15 protein-coding genes are annotated in these 15014 nt (G+C 69.7%); 7 read left to right on the top strand and 8 right to left on the bottom strand.

Annotated elements, in window-relative coordinates; genetic code table 11:
- Nucleotides 1-44: 44 nt before the first annotated feature.
- The 6 genes from cimA to ureA form a co-directional block, all read right to left on the bottom strand.
- Entirely contained in the window at nt 45-1646 is a 1602-nt protein-coding gene (gene cimA / locus J7E89_RS18930) for a citramalate synthase (protein ID WP_214974975.1), read from the bottom strand.
- A gap of 316 nt (nt 1647-1962) precedes the next feature.
- A complete protein-coding gene (locus tag J7E89_RS18925) occupies nt 1963-2490 on the bottom strand; it encodes a PD40 domain-containing protein (protein ID WP_214974973.1) in 528 nt (175 codons plus the stop codon).
- Between the two features lie 148 nt (nt 2491-2638).
- Nucleotides 2639-3274 (bottom strand): TetR/AcrR family transcriptional regulator, encoded by a 636-nt coding sequence (locus J7E89_RS18920; RefSeq protein WP_214974970.1) that lies wholly within the window; start codon nt 3272-3274, stop codon nt 2639-2641.
- 34 nt (nt 3275-3308) lie between these two features.
- The gene (locus J7E89_RS18915) at nt 3309-4340 is read right to left on the bottom strand and encodes an agmatine/peptidylarginine deiminase (protein WP_251060734.1); all 1032 of its coding nucleotides are present in this window, start codon (nt 4338-4340) and stop codon (nt 3309-3311) included.
- Nucleotides 4341-4358: 18 nt separating this feature from the next.
- Nucleotides 4359-6047 (bottom strand): urease subunit alpha, encoded by a 1689-nt coding sequence (locus J7E89_RS18910; RefSeq protein WP_214974968.1) that lies wholly within the window; start codon nt 6045-6047, stop codon nt 4359-4361.
- Nucleotides 6044-6778: an urease subunit gamma gene (ureA, locus tag J7E89_RS18905; RefSeq protein WP_214974965.1), complete on the bottom strand. Its 735-nt coding sequence runs from the start codon at nt 6776-6778 to the stop codon at nt 6044-6046. The genes J7E89_RS18910 and ureA overlap by 4 nt, the downstream gene beginning before the upstream one ends.
- A gap of 141 nt (nt 6779-6919) precedes the next feature.
- Between ureA and J7E89_RS18900 the strand changes: the two genes are divergently transcribed.
- A complete protein-coding gene (locus J7E89_RS18900; protein ID WP_214974963.1) occupies nt 6920-8362 on the top strand; it encodes a cytosine permease in 1443 nt (480 codons plus the stop codon).
- 115 nt (nt 8363-8477) lie between these two features.
- Here J7E89_RS18900 and J7E89_RS18895 read toward each other — a convergent pair whose 3' ends face one another.
- The gene (locus tag J7E89_RS18895) at nt 8478-9191 is read right to left on the bottom strand and encodes a 5-formyltetrahydrofolate cyclo-ligase (protein ID WP_308315525.1); all 714 of its coding nucleotides are present in this window, start codon (nt 9189-9191) and stop codon (nt 8478-8480) included.
- Nucleotides 9192-9214: 23 nt separating this feature from the next.
- Nucleotides 9215-10381 (bottom strand): helix-turn-helix transcriptional regulator, encoded by a 1167-nt coding sequence (locus J7E89_RS18890; RefSeq protein WP_214974959.1) that lies wholly within the window; start codon nt 10379-10381, stop codon nt 9215-9217.
- 214 nt (nt 10382-10595) lie between these two features.
- On the opposite strand from J7E89_RS18890, the gene J7E89_RS18885 reads away from it, so the two are divergent.
- The 6 genes from J7E89_RS18885 to J7E89_RS18860 all read left to right on the top strand — a co-directional run bounded on the left by J7E89_RS18885 (nt 10596) and on the right by J7E89_RS18860 (nt 14867).
- Nucleotides 10596-11003, top strand: a complete 408-nt coding sequence (locus tag J7E89_RS18885) for an ATP-binding protein (RefSeq protein WP_214974957.1) — start codon at nt 10596-10598, stop codon at nt 11001-11003.
- Between the two features lie 120 nt (nt 11004-11123).
- Nucleotides 11124-11270 (top strand): hypothetical protein, encoded by a 147-nt coding sequence (locus tag J7E89_RS18880; RefSeq protein ID WP_214974955.1) that lies wholly within the window; start codon nt 11124-11126, stop codon nt 11268-11270.
- Nucleotides 11271-11345: 75 nt separating this feature from the next.
- Nucleotides 11346-13142 carry an albusnodin/ikarugamycin family macrolactam cyclase gene (locus tag J7E89_RS18875; RefSeq protein ID WP_214974952.1) on the top strand — a complete coding sequence of 599 codons (1797 nt, stop codon included), beginning with the start codon at nt 11346-11348 and terminating at the stop codon, nt 13140-13142.
- Nucleotides 13135-13422 carry a PqqD family protein gene (locus J7E89_RS18870; protein ID WP_214974949.1) on the top strand — a complete coding sequence of 96 codons (288 nt, stop codon included), beginning with the start codon at nt 13135-13137 and terminating at the stop codon, nt 13420-13422. Before J7E89_RS18875 ends, J7E89_RS18870 begins: the two co-directional genes overlap by 8 nt.
- Entirely contained in the window at nt 13419-13838 is a 420-nt protein-coding gene (locus tag J7E89_RS18865) for a lasso peptide biosynthesis B2 protein (protein WP_214974945.1), read from the top strand. Before J7E89_RS18870 ends, J7E89_RS18865 begins: the two co-directional genes overlap by 4 nt.
- Before the next feature lie 15 nt (nt 13839-13853).
- Nucleotides 13854-14867: a methyltransferase domain-containing protein gene (locus J7E89_RS18860; RefSeq protein ID WP_214974938.1), complete on the top strand. Its 1014-nt coding sequence runs from the start codon at nt 13854-13856 to the stop codon at nt 14865-14867.
- Nucleotides 14868-15014: the final 147 nt, after the last annotated feature.

The raw sequence follows: 15014 nt of genomic DNA, 5'->3' as shown, positions 1-15014 counted from the left end.
GGACGCGGGCACCGTCCGCGCACCACACCCGTCCGGCGGCCGACCTACTCCGCCGGCTCGACGCCCGCCTTCAGGAGGCCGTAGGTGTACGCGTCCTCCAGGGCCTGCCAGGACGCCGCGATGACGTTCTCGCCGACGCCGACCGTGGACCAGTCGCCCTCGCCGTCGCCCGTGGTGATCAGGACGCGGGTCGTGGACTCGGTGCCGTGCTTGCCCTCCAGGATGCGGACCTTGTAGTCGACCAGTTCCAGCTTGGCGAGCTGCGGGTAGATCCGCTCCAGGCCGACACGCAGGGCCCGGTCGAGGGCGTTGACCGGGCCGTTGCCCTCCGCCGTGGCGACGATGCGCTCGCCCTTGGCCCACAGCTTCACCGTGGCCTCGTTGGCGTGGCTGCCGTCGGGGCGGTCCTCGGTGATGGCACGCCACGATTCCGTACGGAAGTAGCTGAGAGCGTGGCCCTCGGCCTCCTCGCGCAGGAGGAGCTCGAAGGAGGCGTCGGCGGCTTCGTACGTGTAGCCCCGGAGCTCGCGCTCCTTGACGCGGGCGACGACGCGGCCGACCAGCTCGCGGTCGTTGCCCAGGTCGACGCCGAGCTCCTTGCCCTTGAGCTCGATCGAGGCGCGGCCCGCCATGTCGGAGACCAGCATCCGGATGTGGTTGCCGACCAGGCCCGGGTCGATGTGCTGGTAGAGGTCGGGGTCGACCTTGATCGCGGAGGCGTGCAGGCCGGCCTTGTGCGCGAAGGCGGAGACGCCGACGTACGGCTGGTGGGTGGAGGGCGTCAGGTTGACGACCTCGGCGATGGCGTGCGAGATGCGGGTCATCTCGGCGAGCGCGCCCGGCGGGAGCACCTGCTTGCCGTATTTCAGCTCCAGGGCTGCCACAACCGGGAAGAGGTTGGCGTTGCCCACGCGCTCGCCGTAGCCGTTGGCCGTGCACTGGACGTGGGTGGCGCCCGCGTCGACGGCAGCGAGGGTGTTCGCGACCGCGCAGCCCGTGTCGTCCTGCGCGTGGATGCCCAGGCGCGCGCCGGTGTCGGCCAGGACGGTGGCGACGACGGCCTGGATCTGGGCGGGGAGCATGCCGCCATTGGTGTCGCAGAGGATGACTACGTCGGCGCCGGCCTCGGAGGCCGCCCGTACGACCGACTTGGCGTACTCGGCGTTGGCGCGGTAGCCGTCGAAGAAGTGCTCGCAGTCCACGAAGACGCGGCGGCCCTGGGCGCGGAGGTAGAAGACCGTGTCGCGGACCATCGCGATGTTCTCGTCGAGCGTCGTACGCAGGGCGAGTTCCACATGGCGGTCGTGGGACTTCGCGACCAGGGTGATCACGGGGGCGCCGGAGTCCAGAAGGGCCGCGACCTGGGGGTCGTCCTCGGCCCTGGCGCCGGGGCGGCGGGTGGCGCCGAAGGCCACGAGCTGCGCGTTCTTGAACTTGATCTCGGCCTTCGCACGCGAGAAGAACTCGGTGTCGCGCGGGTTGGCGCCGGGCCAGCCGCCCTCGATGAAGCCCACGCCGAAGTCGTCCAGGTGCCGGGCGATGGTCAGCTTGTCGGCGACCGTCAGATTGATGCCTTCGCGCTGGGCGCCGTCGCGCAGCGTGGTGTCGAAGACGTGAAAACTGTCGTCGGGGCCTGAAGAGGTCATGGCTTTCTGGACTCCTGTCGAGTGGAAGGACTGGCTCCACTTGCCCCCATCATCGCGCGCACCTCGCCCCGGCCGTGGTGGGGCCGGGAAACGAAAAAACCTCTCGCGGGTGCGAGAGGTCTGCGCGCGGGTCTGGGGCACGGTGGCCGCGCCGTACGTGGTGATACGGAAGCGGTCACTGGGGACCGGCGCGCCTGCTGCCCATAATCACGGCGAACGAGAACACGAGGGCAGTCTGGCACGTCTTGCGTGGCGTGGTATCCCCGTCTCACGATGCGGGCGGGCGTGATCAAGGACTGATCCATCGGTCCACCGATCACCCGCCCGAGAAGGCGACGTAACGGCCGGTCGCGCTGATCGCGGCCGTACCGTACGAAGCGGCGTACCCGTCGTCGAGGACCGGCGCCACGCGCTCGGTCTTCCCCGTCCTCAAGTCCCTTACGTGGACCGAGTATCCGCCCAGCGTGCCGTCGTCCGCGTTGAAGGTGAGGTAGCGGCCGTTCGCACTGAGCCCGGGCGCCGACGTCTCGGCACCCTCCAGGGCGATGCGCCGGAGCTTGCCGTCGCGGGCGTCGCGTACGAAGACGTCGTTGGTACGGGCGGTGTCTCCCGGCGCCAGGTTGGAGGCGTACGAGGAGAAGGCGACGACGCGGCCGTCGGCGCTCGCGACCGGGCTGGTCGAGGAGCCGTTCGCCTGGGCGCCGTCCGGTGCGACGCTGATGCGCCGGGTCTGCGGCGCGGCGGATTCCGCCGCGGCGGGCAGCGCGGTCGCGGTGACGGCGGCGACGAGCGCCGCGCCCAGAGCGACGCGTGAGATGCGTAAGGTCCGTGTGGCGATGGACATGGTGGTTCCCCCGTGTGTGCGTGTGCGTGTGCTGATGAACTCAAGGGGATACAAGCGCACCATCGGACACGGGGTCAATCCGCCCGATTACGTACAACCCGAACGTGTTCACATGCGTCCGCGCCCGGGTTCAGTGGACTCAGCGGACTCAGCGGAGCGTCTCGTCCAGGAACTCCGCGATCTGGGCCAGCACCTGCGACCGCTCCGAACCCGGCAGCCCCATCGCCACATGCGTGCTGAAGCCGTCGAGCAGCGCCCGTATCCGGGTCGCGAAACGGTCGGCGTCGACCACCGTGCGCAGTTCGGCGCGCGAAGCGCCCTCGACGAGCAGTGCCACCAGATCGCGGTGCCAGGACAGCTCGATGTCGAGGAGGCGGGCGCGGGCCTCCTCGTCGACGGCGTGCGAACGGTTCCAGAGCTCCAGCCACAGCGCCCAGTGCGGATCGCGGGGCCCCGACGGCACGTACAGATCGACGTACGCGTCGAGGCGCTCGCGTACCGGGACCTGACGCGCGAGCGCGGCCCTGCGGTCCATGCCGAGCTGCTCCTCGCTCCATTCCAGCGTCTGGAGGAGCAGCTCGTCCTTGCTGCGGAAGTAATAGAGCAGGTGCCCACTGCTCATGCCGACCTCACGACCGAGCCCGGCCATGGTCAGCCGCTCCAGCCCGTGCTCCGCGATGCTCGCCATGGCGGCGGCGAGCACGGTCTCGCGGGGCGGGGCGGAATTGCGACGGCGGGACGGCGGCTTCGCCGAGCCGGCGTCGCCGGACGCGGACCCGGTCATGAGGCGTTCTCGTTCACTCGTATGTTTTACCCGATCAGCTGTGTGTCGCGGGCTGCTGCTGGGTGATGCAGTGGATTCCGCCGCCGCCGGCGAAGATCTCGCGGGCGTCGACGAGGGTGACCGTACGGTCGGGGAAGAGGCCGCGGAAGATCTCGGCCGCCTCCTCGTCACGCGGGTCGTCGAAGGCGCACAGGACCACGCCGCCGTTGCAGAGGTAGTGGTTGATGTACGAGTAGTCGACCCAGTCGCCGTCGACCTTCACCTTCGTCGGGGCGGGCACCTCGATGACCTTGAGCGGGCGGCCCTTGGCGTCCGTCTGCGAGCGCAGCAGCTCGACGTTCGCCTTGCACGGCTCGTGGTCGGGGTGCGACGGGTCCGGCTGGGTGTGGGCGAGGACCACACCGGGCGCGGCGAACGCCGCGACGATGTCGACGTGGCCGAGGGTGCCGAAGCCGTGCGGCGGGTAGTCGGTGGTCAGGCCGCGCGGCAGCCAGATCGCCTTTGTCGTGCCGAGCTTGGCGTGGATCTCCGCCTCGACCTGCTCGCGCGTCCACTGGGGGTTGCGCTCGGGGCCGAGCTGGACGGTCTCGGTGAGCAGGACCGTACCCTCGCCGTCGACGTGGATGCCGCCGCCCTCGTTGACGAGGGGGGAGGAGAGCGTGGGTACGCCCACGAGATCGGCGACCATGCCGGCGATCTTCGAGTCGTGCTCCCAGGTCGCCCAGTCCTGCGCGCCCCAGCCGTTGAACACCCAGTCCACGGCGGCCAGTTCGCCGGTCTCGTCGTCCTTGACGAAGGTCGGGCCGATGTCGCGCATCCAGGCGTCGTCCAGCTCACGCTCGACGAGCTCGATGTCCGGGCCGAGCAGTTCGCGGGCGCCGGCCGACTGACCGGGGCCGCAGACCACGGTGACCGGCTCGTAGGTGCGTACGGCGCGGGCGACGCTCGCCCAGGCCGCGCGGGAGGCGGCGAGCTCATCGGCGTCGGAGAAGGTGACGTTGGGGCTGGGCCACGCCATCCAGGTGCGCTCGTGCGGGGCCCACTCGGCGGGCATACGGAAAGCCATGGGGGGTCCTTACTGGGATCAGAGGAAGTAGAGGCGGTTCAGGGAGACGGAGTCGGCGGGTTCGGAGCGGAGCGGGTCGCCGTCGAGCGTGACGAGTCCGCTGTGTCCGTCCACCCCCACTTGTCCGATACGGGAGTTCAGGCGCAGGTCGGCCGGGCCGATGCCGCGCGTGCCACGCACGGCGACGCGGCGCCGGCGCGTGGGCATCAGGTCGTTGCCCTGGTCGAGGGCGGCCTGCGCGACGAAGGCCACCGAGATGTCGGCGGGGGTGGCGCCGTACGCACCGAACAGCGGTCCGAGGACCAGCGGCTCGCAGGTGTCGGTCGCCGCGTTCGGGTCGCCCGTGACGCCGTACGCCGGGAAACCCGACTTCAGCACCATCTGCGGCTTCGCGCCGAAGTACTGCGGCCGCCACAGCACGATGTCGGCCATCTTGCCGACCTCGATCGACCCGATCTCGTGGGCGAGGCCGTGGGCGATGGCGGGATTGATGGTCAGCTTGGCCATGTAGCGCAGGACGCGCGCGTTGTCGTCGTCCGGGCCGTCGCCCTCCATCGGGCCGAGCTCGGCCTTCATCTTCCCGGCCATCTGGAACGTACGGCGCACGGTCTCGCCGGCGCGCCCCATCCCCTGCGCGTCGGACGACGTGATGCCGATCGCACCCAGGTCGTGCAGCACGTCCTCGGCGCCCATCGTCCCGGCGCGGATCCGGTCGCGCGCCATGGCGGCGTCGCCGGGCAGGTCGGTCTTCAGGTCGTGTACGGAGACGATCATCCCGTAGTGCTCGGCGACCGCGTCCCGCCCGAAGGGGAGGGTGGGGTTGGTGGACGAGCCGATGACGTTGCGTACGCCCGCCATCTTCAGCACGTTGGGGACGTGCCCGCCGCCGCAGCCCTCGATGTGGAAGGCGTGGATCGTACGGCCTTCGAGGACGGACAGGGTGTCCTCGACCGACAGGCACTCGTTCAGGCCGTCGCTGTGCAGTGCGACCTGTACGTCGTGCTCCTCGGCGACGCGCAGCGCGGTGTCCAGGGCGCGGGTGTGCGCGCCCATGTCCTCGTGCACCTTGAAGCCGGACGCGCCGCCCTCGGCGAGCGCCTCGACGAGCGGGGCCGCGTCGGAGGACGAGCCGCGCGCGAGGAAGCCGATGTTGACGGGCCAGGCGTCGAAGGCGCCGAAGGCGTGGCGCAGGGCCCACGGCGAGTTCACACCGACGCCCCAGACGGGGCCGAATTCCTGGCCGATGATCGTCGTCACGCCGGAGGCCAGCGAGGCCTCCATGATGCGCGGCGACAGCAGGTGGACGTGGGTGTCCACCGAGCCCGCGGTGGCGATCAGGCCCTCGCCGGAGACGATCGACGTACCGGTGCCGACGACGACGTCCACGCCGTCGAGGGTATCCGGATTGCCGGCCCGCCCGATGGCGTGGATGCGGCCTTCCTTGATGCCGATCGACACCTTGCGGATGCCCTGCGCCACGTCGATGACCAGCACATTGCTGATGACCACGTCGCAGGTCTCGCGCACGGCGGCGGCCTTGAGGTGCAGCCCGTCGCGGGCCGTCTTGCCGAAGCCGGCCAGAAACTCCTCGCCCGGCTTCTGCGCGTCCGACTCGACGCGCACGGTCAGCCCGGAGTCGCCGAGCCGGACCCTGTCCCCGGCGCGGGGGCCGTGCACGGCGGCGTACTCATGCGGATCGATGCTCATGCCTCAGCTCCTCCTTCGGGCTGTGCTCCTTCGGGCTGTACTCCTTCGGGCTGTACTCCCAGATAGCCGCAGGCGGCCGCCCTGCGCAGGGCCTCTTCCTTTGCGCCGGGCGCGTCCAGCGGCCCGTCGACGAGCCCCGCGAAGCCGATGGCGATCCGCTCTCCGCCGATGGGTACGAGCCCGACCTCGGCCTCGCCGCCCGCGTCGAAGCGGACCGAAGAACCCGCCGGGACACACAGGCGCATGCCGTACGCCGCCGCGCGGTCGAAGTCGAGGCGCGGATTGGCCTCGAAGAAGTGGAAGTGGGAGGTGACGCTGACGGGAACGGTCGCGGTGTTGCGTACGGTCAGCCGCACCGCCGGCTCCGGCTCCGCGTCCGCGGGGCCCGGCAGGACCGCGCCAGGGGCGTCGTCGCCCAGCGTGGCACCGCCGCCGATCGGGGACGAGACGACCGCGAGCCGGGACCCGTCGTCGAAGACGGCCTCCACATGCACCTCGGTCACCACATCAGCCACACCCGGCAGCACATCGTCGGGGCCGAGCACGGAGCGTGCCGCCTCGATCGCCTCCGCGAGCCGCCGCCCGTCGCGGGCCGCCTCGCAGACCGTGTCCGCGATGAGCGCGGTCGCCTCCGGCACGTTGAGCCGCAGCCCGCGCGCCCGGCGCGCACGCGCCAGCTCGGCGGCTCCGAACAGCAGCAGCCGGTCGCGTTCCGTCGGGGTCAGTCGCACGCCGCCACACCTCCAAAAGTTTAGAACTTCACTCTAACCACGAGATTCATACGCGGGAAACATTGACGCGCCGCCTTGAGGCAAGTCACATTGAACAGCACTCAAAACTTTTGTTGTCCGGCGGACCGGGAGGACCCAGCCATGCCGATTGAACAGCGCGGAGTCGACACCATCCCCGACGAGGAGCGCACCAGCGGGCCGCGCGACCTCGTCTCCCTCCTTCTCGGCTCGAACCTGTGCCTCGGCGTCATCGTCTTCGGGTGGCTGCCGCCGTCCTTCGGCCTCGGCCTGTGGCCTTCGCTGACGTCGATCATCGTCGGCACCCTGGCCGGCATCGCGGTGACGGCCCCGCTGGCGCTCATCTCGCTGCGCACGGCCACCAACCTCTCCACCTCCAGCGGCGCCCAGTTCGGCGTACGCGGCCGGCTCGTCGGCTCGGTCGTCGGCCTGCTCCTGTCCCTCGGTTATACGGCGCTCACGCTGTGGATCGGCGGTGACGTGATGGTCGGGACGCTGTCCCGGCTGACCGGACTGCCGGACGGCGGGGCGTCGCGCGCCCTGATGTACACGGTGCTGGCCGGCGCCACGGTCGTAGCGGCGGTCTACGGCTACAAGCTGCTCCTCAGCCTGAGCAAGGTGCTGTCCGTCGGCATGATCATCCTGCTGCTGGTGGGCGTCTACGCGTACGCCGGCGACTTCACCACCGCGGCCCCGCCGGACACCCCGTACCTCCTCGGCTCCTTCTGGCCCACCTGGCTGCTCGCGGCCGTCGCCGCCGGACTGAGCGGCCCGGTCGCCTTCATCACGCTGCTCGGTGACTACACGCGCTACATCTCGCCGCGCCGCCACAGCTCGCGCAAGGTCTTCTGGGCCACCTGTCTGGGCCTGCTCCTGGGCCTGCTGGTCCCGCAGCTGTTCGGTACGTACACGGCTCTCGCGGCCCGCGCCGGCCTCGACTACGCGGGACCGCTCGTCGAGGCCGCGCCCTTCTGGTTCCTTGTGCCGCTGCTCCTGGCGGCCTCGGCCGGGTCCGTCGGCAACGCCGGCCTGATGCTGTACTCGATGGGCCTCGACCTGGACGCGATCCTGCCGAAGGCGACCCGCACCCGGGCCACCGTGATCGCGGCCGCCGTCGCGACCGCGTTCGTGTTCGTGGGCTCCTTCGCGTGGTCGGTCCAGTCCGCGATGACGTCCTTCGTCCTGCTCCTGACCGCGATAGGCACCCCCTGGGCGGTCATCTCCCTCATCGGGTACGTGCGCTGCGGCGGCCAGTACGACGCGGACGCCCTCCAGGTCTTCAACCGCCGCGCCAAGGGCGGCATCTACTGGTACCGCGCCGGCTGGAACGTCCAGGCCACGGTCTCCTGGGCGCTGGGCGCGGCGGTAGGCCTGGCGGCAGTCTCCACGACGGTCTACGAAGGCCCGCTGCTGGCGCTCACCGGTGGCGTGGACTGCAGCTTCATCCTCTCGGGCCTGGTGGGCGGCGTCGCGTACGCGGCGTTGACGGCGAAGGGGCGGACGGCCGCACACCCCGCCGCGGAGCCCATCATGGAAGCCGAGAGCGAGACCCCCACTCCCGCGTAGGCACCGGAGGTACGCGCGAGGCCGCGCCCGGCGGGGATGCCGGTAGCGGCCTCACGTACGTACGGCTCCGCGCTGGTGACCGAGGCACGGCTCGTACGGCCGCCGCCCGTTCGCCCTAACGGCCGGGAGCCCGGGCGGCCAAAGCCGGGATGGAGGCGATCTTGTCAGCGTCCAGGTCCTCCCAGACGAGCCCGGAAGGACGATGGGCGCCGGGACAGGGAATTACTTCGTCAGGGGTCACGATCAGATCGACGCTGAAGTCATGTGTCGTTGAGGGCAGTTCGTCTTCGACCACTTGCAGGCCATGGACTGTCGTCACCACGACCGTCTCCGAGCTGATGAGCCCGGCTTCCATCAGGAAGGCGAATTCCAGGTCTGAGTAGCCGGCTCCCTTGCCGATGCGGACTCCGCAGCGGTTCACGGCGACGCTCCCGACCACCACCATGTCGACCGGAGGCATCGACTCGACATCGACCTTGGGAGCGATCGTCGCGGCGACCTTGCTCGACGCCGCTTCGGCGGGCGAGACGGTCAGCGCCGCCGGATCCAGCAGATAGAAGGGGCGTTGGGCGGCGAGCCTCGGAACAGCCATGAACACCGTCTTGCCCTCGGTGAGAGCCCGAGCGCGCACCGGCAGCTGCGCCTTGTCGGGCACTGCCTTGATGACTTGGGCATCTGCCCACTGAGACAGGTTCGCGAGGCGACCGGCAGCCATCTCGGAGCCCCTGAAATTTGGGATGCGTCCACGTACAGAGGCGTCGTGGGCCGCGTTCGCCGCGTCGAGGAGCCCCCAGACCTGCTCCCGTACTCGCTGCTTCTCCTGATCCACCTGTGTATGCACCCTGCCGCCCTTCACGCCGCTTCCATCAGTGCCATGAGCCGGTCCTGTGCCTCCTGCACGGCTGGCTCGCTTCGCCAGGCTCGCAGCTCGCGGGCGGCACGGAAGATGATGTTCATCGCACCGCCTCCGCGCGTGCCCTGTAATTCGTCCACAGCATCCATGAAGGCCACCAGCGCGGCATCCAGGTCACCCGCCCGGATCCAGCAAAGTGACAGGTTGCCAAGGACGATCGCTCGGGACTTGCGCCGATCCTGCAAGCCGACCGCTGTGTCCTCCAGAAGGCGCTGCGCCTTCCGGTAGTCGCCGAGCGTCAGATAACAGGAGCCCGCCAGTCGGCCGAAGTGCGTGGGAGACAGAAGTTCGTGTGCGGCGTCTGCACTGTTGGCTTGATCGAGGTGCCGCTCGGCACCAGCGAGGGCTCGTTCGCATTCACGGCCTTCCCCGAGGAAGGCGTGGGCTTCGGCGGCGTGCAGCATGGCGAGACCGGTGACCACATGGCTCGTGTATCGCGTCGTACGGGCGGTCTCCAGCGCAAGATCGAGCGCCTCGCGGTAGTCGTTGGCGCCGTAGAGCGCCACGTAGCAGGTTCGCAGGAGCGCGTGCCCCTCGGCGGTGCGGTCCCGGAGATGGCGTCCCACTTCCAGGCTCTGGGCGTAGTACGACCGCGCCGTGCTGTGGTCGTGTCGCTGGGAGGCGTCCCAGACGAGCTGGCCCATGAAGGTCGCGGAGTCTGCCTGAAGCACGCGCATCTCACGCTGCACGCGGCCCGCCGGTGCTTCCTCGGCGAGGAAGGCTACCTGGCCGGCGTGCCGCCCCGCCTGTGCCAGCAAGGTGGTGGAAGGCATCCGGTCGTAACGCTCCGCGAGCGTCTGCATTCCGTCTCGGAGCTCGGCGACCACGACCAGATCGACACGCGAAGGGTTCTGCATCGCGTATCGCGTCCGCTCGGTGGAAGGCACTTCAGCCTCTGGAGTCACAGCGAGGAGGTCACTCAGCTCCTCGACGCTCACACACAGGACGGCCGCCAGCCGCGGTCGGATGTACGGCTGCGGCGACACCTTGCCCGACTCCCAGCGGGAGACCGTGGACCGCTCCACGTTCATCGCCTCGGCGAGGCTCTCCTGTGTGAAACCCACCGCGCGACGGCGGCGCACGAAGCCGTGCCGTTTCAGCGCCATGGGTCAATTCTCTCCTCGTAGAAAAGGTGGTTCGCGCAGGAGCCGAACACACCAGGTCATGCCCTGCTGTGCCTCACGGATGCGTAGCGCGTGCCGCAATTCTGCTCTGGTTCGCGGGCCGCGGCGGAGGTTTCTTTGAGCTTCACCGAACGGACAAGGACATCCCCCGGGACGGAGTGTCATGGCACCGGATCCACACGCCCCCTTGCAGCCAATGGCGAAGCAGCAGGTGTTCGACCAACACCCCGTCTCTGTGCGCGCGGCACGGGAGTTCGTCACGCGCACGCTGACCGGCTGGGGAGTCCCAGACCGGCGCGACGACGTTCGGCTGTGCGTATCGGAGCTCGCGACCAATGCTCTGCTGCACGGCGGCGACCGGACCTGCGGTTTCCTCGTGGCGATGTCGATCAACGATGCCGTCCTGCGCGTCGAAGTACACGACGCAAGCAGCGAGATGCCACGGACCAGAACGCCGGACGACTGCAGCAACACCGGAAGAGGTCTGTTCCTGGTCGCGGAATGCGCCGACGGATGGGGCGTGGACGAAACCGGACCGCTCAAGGCGGTGTGGGCCGAATTCCAGGCCGTCCACGTCCGCCGCCCTGAGGTGGTCTCACGCTGACGCCAGAGGCCGGCCACTGCTCTGCCGTGCGCGCGTCACCTACTAGACGTCCGCCCCGGCGCCCCCCTACGGGCAGCGCGTGGTGGCGGCAATTCATCCCACCGTTGAAAGGAAACACCGATGACCGACCACGTGACGGAAGAGCGGACGAGCGAAACCCCCGAGACCTACAGCGCACCGCAGCTGTTCGAGCTCGACGTGGTGTCGAAAGTGACTCTCGGCAAGTACGCCGAGGACAGCGCCGACAAGGGCCGCTATTTCGAGTAGCCCCCATCGAAGGCCGCTGGGCGGGGGGCTCGTGCGCCCCCGCCCAGCGGCGCTATCCCTTGGAAAGGGGGAAGCGTGTTCCACCTCAACAGTCCGGGAAAGGCATCCGCCGGCTCACCACGGCTCTGGGCCGACGAGCAGGCGCCGACCATGCACGGCCCGCTTCGTGACAGCGCCTACCGGACAGTCAGAGACAGAACAGTGCGGTTGGCCGTCGTCGGAAACTGCTACGCCGATGAACGACAGCTCCGCGACGGGCTCCGCGCGGCCCGGGCAGGCCAGTGGGCAGACCTTACTCACTGGCCGGGCAGTTACTGGGTCGTGGCCGATGACGGCTATCTGACGGTCGTCATCACGGACGTGGCAGGGACACGTCCCGTGTACTTTGCCGAAGCGCAGGGTCGCACTCACTGGTCAACGTCCGCTCGCTCCCTTGCGCTTCGCGTCGGGGCGAACGTGGACCATGCGTCGATCACCGCCCGCCTGGTGTGCCCCACCGTTCCCGAAGTCACAGGTGACGGGACCGCCTTCGCCGGCGTTCGGCGGATGCCGGGGGGCCATGGCCTTGTCATCGACCGCCAGGGCCGGCACTCCATTCACGAATACGAGCAGCCCCGAGCGCTCGGCTTCACAGAAGCGGTTGACGAACTGCGCCAGGCATTGGTCACGGCGGTCTCACACCGCGCGCGATCGGCGGGCAGACTGACTGCGGATTTCTCCGGCGGCCTCGATTCCACTTCGCTGGTACTACTGGCCACAGACACCGTGGGCGCCGAAGTGTTCGCAGTGACCGACGCGGATGCCACCAGCCTCAACGAGGACGTCTCTTACGCCCAACGAGCGGCCCACGGCCGACCGGGGCTCTACCACGAGCTGATCACCGACGCCGAGGGCCTGTTCTTCGCCGAACTGCTCGATGCCCCGGCTACCGACCAGCCCTTCCCGGATGCGGCACGCTGGCGCATGCGCGCCGCCTACCAAGACCCATGCGTCGAGCGCGGAAGCGACGTGCATCTCACTGGGTCAGGAGCCGACACTCTGCTCGCCACTTCCCCCACCTACCTCGCGGACGTGGCCGCGTCCCACGACATGCCGGCTCTACTCCAGCACTCCCTGGCCCGCGCCAGGCTCCGCCACCTGCCCATGTACGCGGTCGTCGCTGCGGCTGTGCGTCTGGCCCACACCACCCATTCCAGCGCCTTACGGCAGCTCGCCCAAGACCTCGCCATTGACCCGGCCACCGCGCGCCCCGAACCACCGGCCAGGCTGCACTGGGTCATGGCCGCCGGTCTCCGCGCCTGGCTCACCCCTAAGGCCCGCCAACACCTGTCGCTCCGCGCCGCCGCAGCAGCCGAGGACTGCACCGTCGACCCCAGCCAGACCAGCGGCCACCGTGCCTGGGCGGAACTGCGTGAGTTCGGCATCTACGAGGCAGAGCTGCGCAACCAGGCTCAGGCACTGGGGCTGCCGCATCACGCGCCCTACCTTGACAACGCCGTGGTCAGAGCGGCCATGGCCGTCCCCGCGGTCGCTCACGCTTCCGTCACCGTCCAGAAACCACTGCTCGGCGCCGCCCTCCAAGGCCTCGTACCCGACTGGTTGTTGCAGCGCCGGACCAAAGGCGCCTACGACGGAAACGCGTACGCCGGACTCCGACGCCACAACTCAGCTCTGCGTGGCCTCCTGGCGCACAGCGAACTGGCCGCCGAAGGATGGATCGACCCCACCGCCGCCCACGTCGACCTGGATCGTCTCACCGCCGGCGTCCCCGGAAGGCTGGCCGCCCTCGAATCACTCGTCGCCGCCGAACTCTGGCTGCAGCAGCACCGCACCAGCATGGCGGCCTCCGCCTCCGAGGTGTTCCATGCCTGACCTCCACCCGGCATCCACTGTGCACGCCACGATCACCGAACGCGGCGGCATGCTCCTCGACGTACGAGGCCGGGGCCGTTGGTACGCGCTCACTGGATCCGGCGCACTCTGGTGGCGCCACCTGGCCAAGGGCGCTACAGCGGACGAGGCTGCCGACGCCGTCGCGGCCCACTTCGGATCCGACCCCGAGCGGGTACGCGCCGACATGCGGAATCTCGCGCGAGAACTGCAGGACCGCCGCCTTCTACATGTCTACAGCCGCGGGAGGTGGCACCGGTGAGCATCCCCATGGCCATACCTCCGCGAATCGAACGCCCACCGCTGCTGGACCGCTTCATGGCCGTCGGCACTCTCGCCCTGGCCACGATGCTGGTCGAAGCCACCCCGCTACGCGCCACCCTCACCGTTGCCCGAGTCGCCAAGCGATGCACCCGACGCCGCGCCAGCGCGTCCGAAGCCGTAAGGACGGTCGCCGCACGCGACTGGGCAAGCCGGTTCTTTCCCAGCCGTGCCGCGTGCCTGGAGATGTCCCTGGCCGCCTTCCTCGACTCGGCATTGCACGGCCGGTCTGTCGACTGGTGCATAGGCTGCCGCTTCGACCCATGCGAATCGCACGCCTGGATCGAGGCGTGCGGCCGACCAGTCGGAGAGCCGAACACCCCGGACCGCCCCTTCCACGTCACCCTCCGCATCTGAGGCAAGGACCAGTCGATGCCCGAACCCACCCACCCCGCTCTCGACCAAGCAATCAGCACCGTGCCGAGCACGCAGTTCCACGGCGTCGACGGGCAGGCCGTACGCCCCTGCACCCCGGCCGCGGTCACCCACCGCCACCTGCGAATGCTCGATGTCCACCCCGGCGCGAACGTCATGGACATCGGCATCGGCTCCGGCCTCTCCGCCGCGCTCCTCGCCCGACTGGCCGGAGCGGAAGGGCGCGTCACCGCCATCGAGATCGAGCCCGACATCGCCAAGCGCGCCGAAGCCCTCTACGCGGAACACGAGCACCAGGTCGCCGTCGTCGTGGGCGACGGCCTCCTCGGCTACCCGCCCAGCGCCCCGTACGACCGCATCCTCGTCGGCACCACCCCGCCGGCCATCCCCGACGCTTGGCTCCAGCAACTGAAGCCCGGCGGAACGCTCCTCTGCGGCGCACGCATCGCCGATCTGCCAGGGGCTTACGCGATCGCCCGCGTCACCGTCGACGATCACCACCAGCCACACACAGTCGAGATCCACCACGGCGGATACACGCCCATGATCGCGGCCTTCCCCCTGGAGACCACTTGCCGCGCCGTCGACCCACAGCAGCCGGAACGCGCGCTCACCATCCTCGGAGAGTACGAGGTGGACGCCGCGGCGTCTCTCCTCTCCTCTCTGACCGAGACGCCTCACATCGCGCCGACCTCAGCACCAGGCACCGACTACTTCCATCTGAAGAACTGGCTGATTGCCACCGCCCCCGACGGCCTGCTCGAAGCGACCCTTGACCAAGGCACTGGCATCGGCATCGGATTCCTGGCCCCGGACGGTGCCGCACACGCCGCGGTCGTCACCGACGCCCACCTCATCGCCAACCAGGCAGAGTCCCCGGCACTCGAAGCCCTCGGCGCCCTTGTCCGCCACTGGTGGGAGACCGGCGCTCCCCGAACCCACGAACTGCGCGCGCGCCTCATCCGCGAAGGCGAGACGTGGCACGCCCGTATCACGGCCGCCGCTACCTGATGGCTCGTCGCCGTACGTCACGCGGACGAGCGCCTGCCGGCGGGGGCGCGGGCCGTTGCGGCGGCGGTTTCGGGGGCCTGAACGACGCGCGAGGCCGCGCCCGGCGGAGAGGTGCCGGGCGCGGCCAGGGCGTACAACTTCGGCCTG

This window comes from Streptomyces sp. ISL-100 (assembly GCF_018614615.1).
Taxonomy (GTDB): domain Bacteria; phylum Actinomycetota; class Actinomycetes; order Streptomycetales; family Streptomycetaceae; genus Streptomyces.
The sequence above is the reverse complement of the archived record's forward strand: the minus strand, read 5'-3'. Positions and strand labels throughout refer to the sequence as shown.

Excerpts from the sequence above, each read along its gene's own strand:
- cimA (WP_214974975.1), bottom strand. The coding sequence starts at position 1,646 with ATGACCTCTTCAGGCCCCGACGACAGTTTTCACGTCTTCGACACCACG.
- J7E89_RS18925 (WP_214974973.1), bottom strand. The coding sequence starts at position 2,490 with ATGTCCATCGCCACACGGACCTTACGCATCTCACGCGTCGCTCTGGGC.
- J7E89_RS18920 (WP_214974970.1), bottom strand. The coding sequence starts at position 3,274 with ATGACCGGGTCCGCGTCCGGCGACGCCGGCTCGGCGAAGCCGCCGTCC.
- J7E89_RS18915 (WP_251060734.1), bottom strand. The coding sequence starts at position 4,340 with ATGGCTTTCCGTATGCCCGCCGAGTGGGCCCCGCACGAGCGCACCTGG.
- J7E89_RS18910 (WP_214974968.1), bottom strand. The coding sequence starts at position 6,047 with ATGAGCATCGATCCGCATGAGTACGCCGCCGTGCACGGCCCCCGCGCC.
- J7E89_RS18900 (WP_214974963.1), top strand. The coding sequence starts at position 6,920 with ATGCCGATTGAACAGCGCGGAGTCGACACCATCCCCGACGAGGAGCGC.
- J7E89_RS18890 (WP_214974959.1), bottom strand. The coding sequence starts at position 10,381 with ATGGCGCTGAAACGGCACGGCTTCGTGCGCCGCCGTCGCGCGGTGGGT.
- J7E89_RS18885 (WP_214974957.1), top strand. The coding sequence starts at position 10,596 with ATGGCGAAGCAGCAGGTGTTCGACCAACACCCCGTCTCTGTGCGCGCG.
- J7E89_RS18880 (WP_214974955.1), top strand. The coding sequence starts at position 11,124 with ATGACCGACCACGTGACGGAAGAGCGGACGAGCGAAACCCCCGAGACC.
- J7E89_RS18870 (WP_214974949.1), top strand. The coding sequence starts at position 13,135 with ATGCCTGACCTCCACCCGGCATCCACTGTGCACGCCACGATCACCGAA.
- J7E89_RS18860 (WP_214974938.1), top strand. The coding sequence starts at position 13,854 with ATGCCCGAACCCACCCACCCCGCTCTCGACCAAGCAATCAGCACCGTG.